Raw genomic sequence first — 14,153 nt, forward strand, 5'->3', positions numbered from 1 at the left:
GGCCATGGGCGGGTGCCTCCTCGATCGCGGCGGGGGAAGTGGAGCGGCCCCGGCGCCCGCACCGAGGTGCTGGGCTCCGGGGCCGGTCCGGCGTGCCGAGACTACGCGGAGAAGCGCGGGAAGGCGGAGCGACCCGCGTAGGTCGCCGCACCTCCCAGGATCTCCTCGATGCGCAGCAGCTGGTTGTACTTCGCGACGCGGTCCGAGCGGGCCGGGGCGCCGGTCTTGATCTGGCCGCCGTCCACCGCGACCGCGAGGTCGGCGATGGTGGTGTCCTCGGTCTCGCCGGAGCGGTGCGAGAGGATCGCGGTCATGCCGTTGCGCTGGGCGAGGGCCACGGCGTCGAGCGTCTCGGTGAGCGTGCCGATCTGGTTCACCTTGACCAGGATCGAGTTGCCGGCCTTCTCGGCGATGCCGCGGGCGAGCCGCACCGGGTTGGTGACGTACAGGTCGTCTCCGACGAGCTGCACCTTGTCGCCGATGGCCGCGGTGAGGTGGGTCCAGCCGGCCCAGTCGTCCTCGTCCAGCGGGTCCTCGATCGAGACCAGCGGGTAGTTGGCGACGAGGTCGGCGTAGTAGGACGAGAGCTCCTCGGCCGAGAGCTTCTTGCCCTCGAACGTGTAGGCGCCGTCCTCGTAGAACTCCGAGGAGGCGACGTCGAGCGCGAGCCCGATGTCCTTGCCGGGGGTGAAGCCGGCGGCCTCGACGGCCTTGAGGATGAAGTCGAGCGCCTCGCGGTTGGTGGGCAGGTCGGGGGCGAAGCCGCCTTCGTCGCCGAGGCCGGTGGCGAAGCCGGCCTTCTTCAGCTGCGCCTTGAGCGCGTGGTAGATCTCGACGCCCCAGCGCAGGCCCTCGGAGAAGGACTCGGCGCCGAGCGGGACGGCCATGAACTCCTGGATGTCGACGCCGGTGTCGGCGTGCGCGCCTCCGTTGATGATGTTCATCAGCGGCACGGGCAGGGTGTGCGCGTTCGGGCCGCCGACGTAGCGGAACAGGTCGAGGTCCGACGACTGCGCGGCGGCCTTGGCCACGGCGAGGCTGACGCCGAGGATCGCGTTCGCGCCCAGGCGGGACTTGTTCTCGGTGCCGTCGAGCTCGATCAGCTCGGCGTCGACGAGGCGCTGGTCGGTGGCGTCGAAGCCCTCGATGGCCGGGCCGATCTCGTCGATGACGGCGTCGACGGCCTTCTGCACGCCCTTGCCGAGGTAGCGGTCGGAGTCGCCGTCGCGGAGCTCGTACGCCTCGAACGCGCCGGTGGAGGCGCCGGACGGGACGGCCGCTCGCGAGGACGCGCCGTCCTCGAGCAGGACCTCGACCTCGACCGTGGGGTTGCCACGGGAGTCCAGAATTTCTCGGGCGACGACTGCCTCGATAAGGGCCACAACTATCTCCTCTTGACGGGTGGGCTCCCGGAGACGGGAGCGGTCGGGAAGGAGTCTACTGACCGCCTCCGAAGCGCAGGAGACCGCGGCCGGTCGTAGACTCCCAGGGCCCGATCGCCGGACGGCCCGGGCGCACCCGCCGACCCGGAGGTTCCCCGTGACCACGACCGCCGCCGACCACGTCGACCGTCTCACCGCCGTCGTCCCGGACTTCCCGAGCCCGGGCATCCTGTTCCGCGACCTCACGCCGGTCTTCGGCGACGGCGAGGCCCTGCGGGCGGTGGCCGACGCGCTGATCGAGCCCTACCGCGGCCGGATCGACGCGATCGCGGGCGTGGAGGCGCGCGGCTTCCTGCTCGCCGCAGCGGCCGCCTACTCGGCGGGTCTCGGCGTCGTCACCATCCGCAAGCCCGGCAAGCTCCCGCGGGCCGTGCTGCGCGAGCAGGCGACCCTCGAGTACGGCGAGACGATGCTGGAGGTGCACGAGGACGCGGCGCCCCGCGGCTCGCGGCTGCTGCTGGTCGACGACGTGCTGGCGACCGGGGGCACGCTCGACGCGAGCCGCCGCCTGATCGAGCGCGCAGGGTGGAGCCTCGAGGGGATCGCGGTGGTCATGGAGCTCGACGGGCTCGGGGGCCGCGAGGTGCTGGCCGGCCACCGCGTCGACGCGATCGTCACCGTCTGACCGGGCCCCGTCGCTCCGCTCCCCCTGCCCTCCCCTTCCCGCGAGACGCCACCCGGGTATGCGACCCACCGGGCGAGCCGCACTCGAGTGGCGTCCCGCGGAAGGGGGAAAGCGACGGGGTCAGGTGAGGGAGAGGGACATCCGGGAGAGGACGAAGGTCTCGAGCACCTGCACGAGCATGTAGAGCACGAGCGAGACGCCGGTCACGAGCACGACCGCCGACCAGACGTCCGCGAACCGGGCCTGGGCGGACCAGGCGTTGATCGCCCCGCCGATGCCCGCACCGGTGGAGAGCCACTCGGCGAGCAGCGCGCCCGTGATCGCTCCGGGCACCGAGATGCGGATCGCGGCGAAGAGCGAGGGCAGCGAGCCGGGGATGGCCACCTTGCGGATCGCGGTGAGAGTGCTGCCGCCGTAGACCGCGACCACGTCGAGCATCTGCGGGGAGGCGTTGTTGAGGCCGAAGGCGATCGTCACCAGCGCGGGGAACAGGACGACGATCCCGCCGATGACCGCGACCGAGGCGATCGAGCCGGTCCCGAAGACCAGGATGATCAGCGGCGCCATCGCGATCAGCGGCACCGAGCGCAGCAGCATCGCGAACGGCATCAGCGCGTGCTCGATGCCCTTCGACAGGCGGAACAGGATCGCGCCGAGGATCGCCACGACCAGGCCGGCCGCGAAGCCGATCAGTGCGTCGCCCATGGTCACGGCGAAGAGGCCGCCCAGCTCGGCGCGGTGCTCCGCGGCCTTCGCATCGGTCACCAGGTGCTGCCAGACGTCCCACGGGCCCTTGACCACGTAGGGCGAGACCCCGCTGAAGAGGACCACGCCGATCCAGATCGCCAGCACGATCACGATCGTCGACAGGGCGACGAGCAGGCTCTTGCGCAGGCTCTTGAGAGTCGCGCCGAGGGCGGCCGTGCGCAGCTGGCGGCGCAGCTCGTCGACCGCGAGGATCGACGTGGCCGTGGACTGCTCCGTGCGGTCGGGAACGGTGGTCGTCATGGTCATGCCCGCTTTCCGGAGGACCAGGGCGCGATGAGGCGCCCGATCAGTCCGACGATGCCGTAGCCGAGGAGCGCGACGCCCGCGCAGAGGAGGAAGAGCGCCCAGACGCGGGGCGAGTTCAGCGAGACCTGCGCCGCGACCAGGATCGGGCCCACGCCCGTCTCGATCTTGCCGAAGTACTCGCCGAGGATCGCGCCGAGGAAGGCCGCGGGCACCGCGATCTGCAGCGCCGACAGGATGTTGGGCAGCGCCGCGATCAGACGCACCTTGCGCAGCTGGGTGAAGCGCGAGCCCCCGTAGACCGTGACGACGTCGAGCGCCGCCTTGTCGGCCGCCTTCAGCCCGAGGAGGCTGCCGACGACCGTGGTGAAGAACACCGAGAGGCCGGCCAGGAAGATCGCCGTCGCGCTCGCCTTCCCGGGAGCGTCCGCACCACCGAGGATCAGCAGCACGATCGCTCCGATGGCGACGATCGGCACGCAGTAGGTGATGACCGCGAGCTGCGAGACGACCCCCTCCAGCCAGGGCAGGACCAGCACGAGCGCCGAGAGCACCAGCGCGAGGAGGTTGCCCCAGAAGTAGCCGACGGCCGCCTCGCCGATCGTGACGGAGAAGTTGCGCCAGTAGAAGCCGGCGCCGTCCTCCATCGCGGTCTGCACGACCTGCACGGGAGTGGGGACGGGCGCGTAGGTCGCGGCGCCGGTGGGCGCGGTGACGAGCGCCACGATCCACCAGACGGCGACGATCGCGGCGACGCCGATCAGCCCGGTGAGCCACGGAGGCAGGGACAGGGCGCGGCGCGGGGCCGCGGGGAGCGTGGTGGCCACGGTGCCTCCTAGACGCGGTCGTCCGCGGCCGCGCCGCCGTCGCCGAACAGCAGCTCGGAGGCCTGGTCGACGTAGGCGTGGAACTCGGGGGTGCGCTGCATCTCGGGGGTGCGCGGGCGGGGGAGGTCGATGTCGATGATCTCCTTCACCCGTCCCGGGCGCGGGCTCATCACCGCGACGCGGTCCGAGAGGAAGATCGCCTCCGAGATGCCGTGCGTGACGAGGAGCGTCGTGGCGGGCTTCTCGGTCCAGATCCGCAGCAGCTCGAGGTTGAGCTTCTGCCGCGTCATGTCGTCGAGGGCGCCGAACGGCTCGTCGAGCAGCAGGACCTCGGGCTTGAGGATCAGGCACCGCGCGATCGACACGCGCTGGCGCATGCCGCCCGAGAGCTGGGCCGGCTTGGCCTTCTCGAAGCCGCGGAGGCCGACGAGGTCGATCAGCTCGTCGATGTAGGACTGGTCGACGCTCTTGCCCGCGATCTCGAACGGCAGGCGGATGTTCGCCATCACGCTGCGCCACGGCAGGAGCGCGTGGTCCTGGAAGGCGATGCCGAGCTTGTTGTCGCGGCGCAGCTCCTGGGGGGTCCGGCCGTCGACCCGGATGGAGCCGGACGTCGGCTCCTCCAGTCCCGCGAGGATGCGCAGGATGGTCGACTTGCCGCACCCCGACGGGCCGAGCAGGGCGAGGAAGCTGCCCTGGTCGGTGTGGAGATCGGTGTCCTGCAGCGCCGCGACGCTGCGCGAGCCCATCCGGAACGTCTTCGACAGGCCGTGGATCTGGATGCCGGTGCCGCCGGCACCCTGGTCGCGCAGGGTGCCGGCGTCGGTCGTGTCGGTCACGAGTGGTGCCCTTCGTGGATCAGGATCAGGCCGCGTACTTCAGCAGCTCGGGGTTCTCCTCGTAGACCTCGTCCAGGAGGGTCAGATCGAAGAGGTCCTCGGCCGTGACGTCGATCCCGGCGCCCGCGAGGGACGCGATGGTCTCGGACTGCAGCGTCTCGGAGATGGTGAAGAGGCCGTTCGAGACCGTCTCGTCCGAGACGACCAGTTCCTCGGCCTGGATGGTGGCGCCCTTCTTGGAGGACTCCTCGTTGAGGCCGAGGTCCTTGCCGTAGTTCTCGACGGCGAGCATCGCGCCCGCCTCCGGGTCGTTGACCGCGTCGGTCCAGCCCTTGATCTCGGCGACGAGGAACGCCTTCAGAGCGTCGCGCTTCTCGGCGATCGCCTGCTCCGACACCGAGAAGGTCTCGGCGACGAAGGGGAGGCCGTTGTCGGCGAAGGGCAGGTTGACGACCTCGTAGCCCTCGGCCGCGACCGTGATGGCCTCGTTCGTCAGGTAGGCGATGAAGCCGTCGACGGTGCCGTTGACGAGGACGGAGGGGTCGTACTCGACGGGGACGACCGTGAGGTCGGACTCGGAGAGGCCGTTCGCGGCGAGCAGCGCCTGGAACAGGGACGTGTTCGAGGCCTGGACGCCGATCTTCTTCCCGGCGAGGTCGGCCGGAGTGGCGATGTTCCCGGCGGTCTTGATCGAGAGGACCGTGAAGGGGTTCTTCTGGTAGGTCGCGCCGATGATCTTGAGCGGGGCCTCCTGCTGGGCGATCGCGGTGCCGATCGAGACGGCGTCGCTGAGCGCGACGTCCGCGCTGCCCGAGAGGAGCTCGGCCACGCCCGTCGAGGGGCCGGGGGTGAGCGTCACTCCTGCCAGGCCGGCCTCGGTGAAGTAGCCCTTCGAGTCGGCGAAGAACTCGCCCGCGAACTCCTCGTTCTTGATCCAGGAGAGCTGGACCTTGAGGGTGCCGAGGTCGCCGCCGTCCGCGGCGGACGCGCCGGAGGAGTCGGAAGCGCAGGAAGCGAGGACGGAGGCGCCGCCGATCGCGAGGCCGGCGACACCCGCCAGGCGGAGGAGGCTGCGGCGGTCGAAGGCCGGGAGGGAGCGGAGGGGCGACAGGGTCAAGGGGACTCCTCGGGTGGGGATCGTCAGGGCTGCTGCGGTGCGGTGCGCGGGGGTCGCGACGGGGTGCCCGTGCAGGCGCGCCAAGCCGCGCCGATCGGGTGCCTCGACGCTATCCGGGGGAGATTTCTCGGGTGTGTCCGCAGATTTCGCGGGTATTAAGGCTCTCACGGATCCGACAAGGATCCGACCAGATCGACATGATCCGCTGACGGATCATCTGAGACCCTGTTCAGGCCCGATGGGACGGCCCCGTCAGCACCCGGTCCCTCCCGCGGACATGGCCCAGCGCCGGCAGCCGGCGACGCTCATCCGGAACAGCCGGTGCGGCTCAGCCGAGGTCCTTGAAGGAGAGGTCGGCGGCGGAGGCGGCGTCCCGCGGGACGAGCGCGAAGCGGGTGAAGCCCGCGGCGGCCGCGCGGTCCAGCAGCGGGGTGAGGTTCTTCGCCCGGCGCTCGAGGCGCACGCGCGAGCCCCGGGCGATCAGCTCCTGCTTGAGCGCGAGCAGCAGCTCGGGCGCCGCGTCGCGCTCGTGGACGAGGACGACGGCGTCGGGACGCTCGACGACGGCACCGCCGATCAGCTCGACGATCCGCTCGAAGCCGATCGAGAAGCCGCAGGCCGGCACGTCCTGACCGAGGAAGCGGCCGATCATCCCGTCGTACCGCCCGCCTCCGCCGACCGAGGAGCCCGAGGACGGGTGCGCGATCTCGAAGATCGTGCCGGTGTAGTAGCCCATGCCCCGCACGAGCGTCGGGTCGAAGCGGAGCGAGACGCCGGCGGGCAGCGAGCGCAGCGACCGGGCCAGGGTCTCGAGCGCGAGCACCGCCTCCGGGTCGATGCCCTCGGGCAGCACGTCGAGGATCGCGGACTGCTCGAGCGCCACTCCCCCGGCGGCGACCGCCTGCTCGATCCGCGCGAGGTAGCCCCCGAGGACCGCGGCCGCGTCCGGCCCGTCGGCCTCGAGCTCGGCGACGACACCGGTGGCGCCGATCTTGTCGAGCTTGTCGATCGAGATCAGCGCCGGGCCGAAGCGCTCGGGGGCGAAGCCGCAGTGCTCGAGGATTCCGGTGAGGATGCGGCGGTCGTTGATCCGGATGGTGCAGTCCTCGAGGCCCAGGGCGTCGAGCGCCGCCGCGGTCGCCGTGATGAGCTCGACCTCGGCCAGCTGCCCGGGCTCGCCGATGATGTCGATGTCGCACTGCACGAACTGGCGGTACCGCCCCTTCTGCGGGCGCTCGGCGCGCCACACCGGCGCGATCTGCACCGAGCGGAAGACAGCCGGCAGCTCGGCGCGGTGCGAGGCGTAGAAGCGGGCGAGCGGCACCGTGAGGTCGAAGCGCAGGCCGAGGTCGGCGAGGGCGGACGCGTCGTCGACCGCCGCGAGGTCGTCGCGGGTGAGCCCGCGGCGCAGGACGCTGAAGGCGAGCTTCTCGTTGTCGCCGCCGAGCCCGGAGTGGAGGCGGTCGAAGTCCTCGACCACGGGCGTCTCGATCTCGTCGAACCCGTGGGAGGCGTACACGCGGCGGATGACGCCGAGCGCGTGCTCGCGCTTCGCCTTGTCGGCGGGGAGGAAGTCGCGCATGCCGCGGGGCGGGGTGATCGGGGAGGCCATGACGGCGATTCTCCCAGATCGGCCGGGGCGGGCCGGCGGACGCCTCAGTCCGCGCGCCGCTCCTGCTCCACCGCGCGGATCTCGTCCTGCAGGTCGCGCGTCGCGGTGCGGAGCGCACGCTCGGCGTCGAGCCCCCGGGCGCGGGCGGAGGCGACGATGGCCAGCAGCAGCGGGCCGAGGTCCTCCTCCGACTCGATGGGAAGCGGGCCCTGGCCGGCGTCCACGACGCCCAGCGAGGTCGCCTTGCCGATCACCTTGTCGGCGAGCGCGAGGGCGGGCATGCCCTGCGGGATCCCGTCGAGCACGCTGGTGCGGTGCGGCTTCTCGGTGCGCTTGAGCTCGTCCCACACCGCGATGACGTCGTCGGCCGTCTCGGCCGTGGCGTCGCCGAACACGTGCGGGTGGCGGCCGATCATCTTGGCGTTCATGTGCGCCGCGACGTCCTCGATGGTGAAGGGCTCGGCGCTCTCGGCCGCCAGGTCGGCGTGGAAGAGCACCTGGTAGAGGACGTCGCCGAGCTCCTCGATCAGGTCGGCCCGGTCCCCCGCCTCGATGGCGTCGACGAGCTCGTGCGACTCCTCGGTCAGGTAGCGCACGAGCGACTCGTGGGTCTGCTCGGCGTCCCACGGGCAGCCGCCCGGGGCGCGGAGGACGTGGACGGTGCGGATGAGCTCGTCGAGCCGGGGATGCGCGGTCACCCCGCCATCCTCGCATCCGGTCCGGCCGCCTCCGCGGACATCCGGGCGGCGCGGGCGCCCGGGAGCCTCAGGCCCGCGCGAGACGCCGCCGCGCGACGAGGAGGCAGCCGCCTGCGACGAGCGGCACCGCGGCGAGGAGCCCGGGTGACGCCGCGACGGACACCGCGGTCGAGGCGCTGACCAGTGCACCCGCCAGGTTCCAGAGGACCACCGCGACTCCCGCGCCGTCCCCGATCGGGAGCGGCACCGGGCTGAGCAGCTGCGGCGGCAGCGGACCCCGGGTCGCATCCATCGCCCGCGCGGCGACGGCGGCGACGGCGGTCGCGGCGGCCACCGGCACCGCCGCGCCCGGGAGCAGCAGCGAGGCGGCGAGGGCGCCGAGCACCGCGACTCCGACCGCGAGCACCAGCGGGAGGACGGCGTGCAGGAGGAGCAGCTCGAACGGGCCGGGGGCGAGGAGCGCCGGCTGCCCCGCGGTCGCGGCGGCGTGGCGGAAGCCGTCGCTCCAGACGCCGGCGCCGAGGTAGGCGAGCACGCCCGCCGCGGCGGCCGGGAGCGCGAGGAGGGAGGACGGCACGACCGCGGCGAGCACGGCGGCGGCGCCGGCGGCGGCCAGCGCGACGACCGCGACCGCCGAGCGTCCGGGAGTGCGCAGCGCGCCGATCGCGTCGCGCACCGGCACCGCGAGGGCGAACGGGGAGAGGCGGACCGCTCGGAGCCCCCGCCCGATCGCCGGGAGGGCGCGGTACCCGTCGAGCGACTCGGCGAGGTCGCCCGTCGCTCCGAGCCGGGCGGTCGCCGACCACTGCCGGGCCTGGGCGAGGAGGCGAGGCCCGCGCGCGGCGTCGAGCAGCCGGGGCGCCGCGGCCAGGAGGACCGCGGCCGACGCGAGCAGCACGGTCGCGGCGCGCACCTCCTCCGCTCCGCTCACGGCCGAGGCGAGGAGGCCGCCCGGCGTGGGCGCACCGGGCAGGAGGGCCCCGAGGACCGCGAGGGAGGCGAGGATGCCCGCCGCGAGCGCGGGGAGGCGCGAGGGCAGGCACTGACCGGCGAGCCAGGCGACGGCGAGGAGGCCGGCGAACGCGGCACCGCCGGCGACGGCCGCGAGGAGCGGCGCGGAGGCGGCGAGGGCGAGGAGCGACGCGCCGGCGGAGCAGCCCGCCACGAGACCGGCCGACGCCCGGACCACGGGTCGGCGGAGCACCGACCAGCGGCGCAGATCGGTCGCGAGCAGCACGGCCGTGGTGTGCGGCTCGCCCACCGCGGGTCCACGCACCCGGCCCAGGAGCACGGCGGCGGGCAGGGCGAGACCCGCGGCGAGGGCGACCAGCGGCTCCGGAGCGGCTCCCGCCTCGGCGGCGAGGAGTGCGAGGGCCCGGGCGACGGGGAGGACGACGACGAGGACGGTCATCGCGGCGAGGTAGCCCGCGTAGGCGCGCGGACTCGGCGGAGCCGCGGCGCGGTGCCGGTGCAGAGCCCGCACCTCGGCGACGCGGGCCCCCTCCGCGCGCGTCACGCCCGCTCCAGCTCGACGACCCGCGCGCCCAGGCCCTCGATCAGCACGGGGCTGTGGGTCGCGACGACGAGCGCCCGGGACGCGGCTGCGCGCCGCAGCACCTCCGCGACCAGCGGCACCCGCTCGACGTCGAGCCGCTGCTCCGGCTCGTCGAGCAGCAGCACCGCGGAGGGGCGGGCCAGCACGAGCGCGAGGGAGAACAGCTGCGTCTGCCCGGAGGAGAGCTCGTGCGGGAAGCGTCGGGCGAGCGGAGCGAGCGCGAGCGCGTCGAGACCTGCCGCGGCCTCGCGGCGGGCGTCGGCGACCGGCGCGCCCCAGGAGACGGCGACCATCGCGAGGTGCTCCTCGAGGGTCAGGTCCCGCTCGAAGGGAGGGGTGCCGATCAGGGCGGCGACGGCGCGGCGGTGGGCGGCGGAGCGCTCCTCCGGGGCGCGCCCGGCCACCGCCACGACTCCCTCGCTCGGAGCGGTGAGGCCGGCGATCACCCGCAGGAGCGTGGTCTTGCCGGTGCCGTTGCGGCCCGTCACCGCGACGCGCTCCCCCGCCTCCACCTCGAGCGAGCACGGCGCGAGCAGCTCGACGCCCGAGGCGCGCACCGCGACCCCGCGGACGGCGACCAGCGGGCCGGCGAGCGGCTCCGGCTCGCGGGGGCGTCGGGCGGCGAGGAGCGGCATGCCCTCCATCCTGCCAGCGGGCCCTCCCGCAGCGGCGACGGCCGCCGGAGCGGGACGGCGCTCCACCGGGGAGCGCCGCCCCGAGGACCTCAGACGGTGACCGGCTCCGGGAACAGCGCGTCCAGGAGCGACGCCACCCACTGGATCAGCGCCCGGTCGCCGAGCGGGACGCCGTCGAGCACGGGCATCGGCACGACGACCGCGTCGGCCTGCTGCAGGTACTTCGCGGTCGGGTACATCCGGCGCAGGCGCACCTGGATCGAGTCGGGCAGGTGAGCGGGAGCCACGCGGACGTTCGAGCCCATCGCGACCACGTCGCTGAGGCCCGCCTTCTGCGCGCGCATGCGCAGCCTCGACACCAGGATGAGGTTCTCGACCGCCTCGGGCAGCTCGCCGTAGCGGTCGGTCAGCTCCTCGACCACGAGGTCGATGCTCCCCTCCTTCGCCGTCGGCGACGACGCGGCCGACAGCTTCTGGTACGCCTCCAGGCGCAGCCGCTCGCTGTCGACGTACTCCTCCGGGATGCGCGCGTCGACCGGCAGCTCGAGCCGCAGCTCGGTCTGCCCCTCGGCGACCTCGCCGCGGAAGGTGTCGACGGCCTCGCCGATCATCCGCAGGTAGAGGTCGAAGCCCACGCCCTGGATGTGCCCGGACTGCTCGCCGCCGAGGAGGTTGCCCGCACCGCGGATCTCGAGGTCCTTCAGCGCGATCTGCATGCCGCCGCCGAGGTCCGAGTTGGCGGCCAGCGTCTGCAGCCGGTCGTGCGCGGTCTCGCTCAGCGGCTTCGTCTCGTCGTAGAGGAGGTAGGCGTAGGCGCGCTCGCGGCCGCGGCCGACCCGCCCGCGCAGCTGGTGCAGCTGCGAGAGACCGTACTTGTCGGCGCGGTCGACGATCAGCGTGTTCGCGTTCGGGATGTCGAGGCCGGTCTCGACGATCGTCGTCGACACCAGGACGTCGAACTTGCGCTCCCAGAAGTCGACGATGATCCGCTCGAGCTGCGACTCACTGAGCTTGCCGTGCGCGACCGCGATCCGCGCCTCGGGCACCAGCTCGGCGAGCTGCGAGGCGACGCGGTTGATCGTCGAGACGCGGTTGTGCACGAAGAACACCTGGCCCTCGCGCAGGAGCTCCCGGCGGATCGCGGCCGACACCTGCTTCTCGGAGTAGGGGCCGACGAAAGTGAGGATCGGGTGGCGCTCCTCCGGCGGGGTCGCGAGGGTCGACATCTCGCGGATGCCGGTCACCGCCATCTCGAGCGTCCGCGGGATGGGCGTGGCGCTCATCGAGAGGATGTCGACGTTCTTCTTCAGCGCCTTGAGCTTGTCCTTGTGCTCGACGCCGAAGCGCTGCTCCTCGTCGATCACGAGCAGGCCGAGGTCCTTGAAGACGATGTTGTCGCTGAGGAGCCGGTGGGTCGCGATGACCATGTCGACGGTGCCGTCGGCCAGGCCCTCGATCGTCTCCTTCGACTCCTTCGCGCTCTGGAACCGGCTGAGCGCCCGCAGGTGGACGGGGAAGCCGGCGAAGCGCTCTTTGAACGTCTCGAGGTGCTGGCGGACGAGCAGCGTGGTCGGCACGAGCATCGCGACCTGCTTCCCGTCCTGGATCGCCTTGAACGCGGCGCGCACGGCGACCTCGGTCTTGCCGAAGCCGACGTCGCCCGAGAGCAGGCGGTCCATCGGGATCGGCCGCTCCATGTCGGCCTTGACCTCGTCGATGACGGTGAGCTGGTCGGGGGTCTCGGCGAACGGGAACGCCTCCTCCAGCTCGCGCTGCCAGGGGGTGTCCGGCGGGAACGCGTGCCCGCGGGAGGCCATCCGGGCGGAGTAGAGCTTCACGAGCTCGACCGCGATGTCGCGGACCGCGCGGCGGGCCTTGCTCTTGGCCTGCGCCCAGTCGCTCCCGCCCATCTTGCTCAGCGCCGGAGCCTCGCCGCCGACGTAGCGGGAGAGCAGGTCGAGCTGGTCCGTGGGGACGAGCAGCTTGTCGCCCGGGAAGCCGCGCTTGCTGGGGGCGTACTCGAGCACGAGGTACTCGCGGCGGGTCTTGATCGCGTTGCGGCCCCCGCTTGAGACCTCGCGCTGAGAGAGCTCCACGAACCGGCCGATGCCGTGGGTGGCGTGCACCACGAAGTCGCCGGGCGTGAGCTGCAGCGGGTCGACGACGTTCTTGCGGCGCGAGGCGAGCTTCTTCACCGCTCGGGAGTCGTAGCCGACGGTGCGGCCGTAGAACTCCGTGTCGGTGAGCAGGGCGAGCTTCGCCTCCTCCACCTCGAAGCCGTGATCGACGGAGGCCTGGACCACGTAGGCCAGACCCGTCTCGAGCCCGGCGGGGAGGTCGGCGACGATGCGGGCGGCGACCTCGTGCTCGGCGAGGACCTGGTCGGTGCGCTCGACCGTGCCGGTGCCGGGCGCGGTCAGGACCACGGTCCAGCCGTCGGCCAGGCGCGCGCGGACGTGGGCGAGGGCGCCCTCGACGCTCGCTCCGAATCCGGGGACCGGCTCGCCCTCGACGCGGACGGCGAGGATCTCGTCGATCCCGAGCTCCTCCGGCAGCACCTCGGCCTCGCCCGCGGCGGGGCCCTGGCGGAACGTGCTCATCGTCCACCAGGGGTGGTCGGGAGCGTCGGCGCCCGGGGCGCTGAGCTTCACGGAATCGCGGAGCGCGCCGAGCGAGATGAACTCGCCCGAGGCGAGGTCGATGGGGGCCTCGGCGCCGGCGGTCGCCGCGCTCCAGGCCGCCTGCAGGAACTCGCGGTTCGTCTCGGCGAGGCTGATCGCCCGCGTCGCCACGCGCTCGGGGGCGAGGACAGCGACGGCCGCCCCCTCGGGGAGGTAGTGCGAGATCGGGACCAGCCGCTCCAGCAGCGCGGGGGCGAGCGACTCCATGCCCTCGACCGGGATGCCCTCGGCGATCTTCGCGAGCATCGCCGACAGGCTCGGGAACTCGTGCAGCATCTCGCGGGCCCGCTGCCGCACCGCGGGCACCAGCAGCAGCTCGCGGCTCGGCGGGAGGACCACCGAGTCGGCCTCGCCCGGAAGCGAGCGCTGATCGGCCACGGAGAAGCCGCGGATGGAGTCGACCTCGTCGCCGAAGAAGTCCACTCGGCTCGGATGCTCGGCCACCGCCGGGAAGACGTCGAGGATGCCGCCGCGCACGGCGAACTCGCCGCGGCGCGTGACCATGTCGACCCGGGCGTAGGCCAGGTCGACCAGCTCGGAGGAGATGCGGCCGAGGTCGTAGCCGCGGGCGCCCTTCACGAGTCGGATCGGCTCGATGTCGGCGAGGTTGTCGGCGACCGGCTGCAGCGCCGCGCGCACGGAGGCGACCACCACGAGGGGCCGCTCGCCGGACCACTGCTTCATCCGCCGCAGCGCGTCCAGGCGCCGCCCCACGATCTCGGCGCTCGGGCTGAGGCGCTCGTGCGGCAGCGTCTCCCACGCGGGGAACTCGACGACGTCCGCGTCCGGCAGCATGCAGCCGAGGGAGGCGCGCACGTTCTCGGAGTCGCGGCCCGTGGCCGTGACCACCAGCGCCGCCTGCGGGCGTCCCGCCTCCGCGCGCCTCTCGATCAGGCCCGCGAGCAGGGGGACCCGGAGGCCGTCGGCCACCGAGAAGTCGGCGTCCCGCACCGCGTACGCGAGAGCATCGTCGAACGTGGAGGCGCGCGACAGCGCCGAGATGATCTCGTTGAGGGGCACGGATCCAGTTTACGGCCGCCCCGCGGGCCGACCGCCGAGGGAAACCCGAACCGTCGAGGAAGCCCGGGGCTGCGGTCTCCCTCGCCGTCCG

At 73.1% G+C, this 14,153-nt stretch carries 11 protein-coding genes; 1 reads left to right on the forward strand and 10 read right to left on the reverse strand.

From position 1 onward, the window contains the following. Positions 1 to 101: 101 nt before the first annotated feature. Entirely contained in the window at positions 102 to 1,382 is a 1,281-nt protein-coding gene (gene eno / locus C5C49_RS08560; RefSeq protein ID WP_104222361.1) for a phosphopyruvate hydratase, read from the reverse strand. Positions 1,383 to 1,539: 157 nt separating this feature from the next. Between eno and C5C49_RS08565 the strand changes: the two genes are divergently transcribed. Continuing rightward, positions 1,540 to 2,067, forward strand: coding sequence for an adenine phosphoribosyltransferase (locus C5C49_RS08565; protein WP_104222360.1), 528 nt, complete (start codon positions 1,540 to 1,542; stop codon positions 2,065 to 2,067). Between the two features lie 120 nt (positions 2,068 to 2,187). Here the strand turns inward: C5C49_RS08565 and C5C49_RS08570 are convergent, their stop codons facing one another. From C5C49_RS08570 to mfd, 9 genes are all read right to left on the reverse strand, one after another. After that, complete coding sequence (locus C5C49_RS08570) at positions 2,188 to 3,081, reverse strand: ABC transporter permease (RefSeq protein WP_104222359.1); 894 nt, start codon at positions 3,079 to 3,081, stop codon at positions 2,188 to 2,190. Next, the gene (locus C5C49_RS08575; protein ID WP_244229606.1) at positions 3,078 to 3,905 is read right to left on the reverse strand and encodes an ABC transporter permease; all 828 of its coding nucleotides are present in this window, start codon (positions 3,903 to 3,905) and stop codon (positions 3,078 to 3,080) included. Before C5C49_RS08575 ends, C5C49_RS08570 begins: the two co-directional genes overlap by 4 nt. A gap of 8 nt (positions 3,906 to 3,913) precedes the next feature. Then, the gene (locus C5C49_RS08580) at positions 3,914 to 4,654 is read right to left on the reverse strand and encodes an ABC transporter ATP-binding protein (RefSeq protein WP_104222373.1); all 741 of its coding nucleotides are present in this window, start codon (positions 4,652 to 4,654) and stop codon (positions 3,914 to 3,916) included. 115 nt (positions 4,655 to 4,769) lie between these two features. Further along, positions 4,770 to 5,861, reverse strand: coding sequence for an ABC transporter substrate-binding protein (locus C5C49_RS08585; protein ID WP_244230661.1), 1,092 nt, complete (start codon positions 5,859 to 5,861; stop codon positions 4,770 to 4,772). 328 nt (positions 5,862 to 6,189) lie between these two features. Then, positions 6,190 to 7,473, reverse strand: a complete 1,284-nt coding sequence (gene hisS, locus C5C49_RS08590) for a histidine--tRNA ligase (protein WP_104268004.1) — start codon at positions 7,471 to 7,473, stop codon at positions 6,190 to 6,192. Between the two features lie 44 nt (positions 7,474 to 7,517). Beyond that, positions 7,518 to 8,171, reverse strand: a complete 654-nt coding sequence (locus C5C49_RS08595; RefSeq protein WP_258068419.1) for a MazG family protein — start codon at positions 8,169 to 8,171, stop codon at positions 7,518 to 7,520. 67 nt (positions 8,172 to 8,238) lie between these two features. Beyond that, positions 8,239 to 9,687, reverse strand: a complete 1,449-nt coding sequence (locus C5C49_RS17345; protein ID WP_258068420.1) for a hypothetical protein — start codon at positions 9,685 to 9,687, stop codon at positions 8,239 to 8,241. Then, entirely contained in the window at positions 9,684 to 10,361 is a 678-nt protein-coding gene (locus C5C49_RS08600; RefSeq protein WP_104256567.1) for an ATP-binding cassette domain-containing protein, read from the reverse strand. Before C5C49_RS08600 ends, C5C49_RS17345 begins: the two co-directional genes overlap by 4 nt. A gap of 89 nt (positions 10,362 to 10,450) precedes the next feature. Further along, complete coding sequence (gene mfd / locus C5C49_RS08605; RefSeq protein ID WP_104345950.1) at positions 10,451 to 14,062, reverse strand: transcription-repair coupling factor; 3,612 nt, start codon at positions 14,060 to 14,062, stop codon at positions 10,451 to 10,453. Positions 14,063 to 14,153: the final 91 nt, after the last annotated feature.

Origin of the sequence: Rathayibacter sp. AY1E2, from assembly GCF_002932325.1 — a bacterium.
In the GTDB taxonomy this organism is placed as follows: Bacteria; Actinomycetota; Actinomycetes; order Actinomycetales; family Microbacteriaceae; genus Rathayibacter.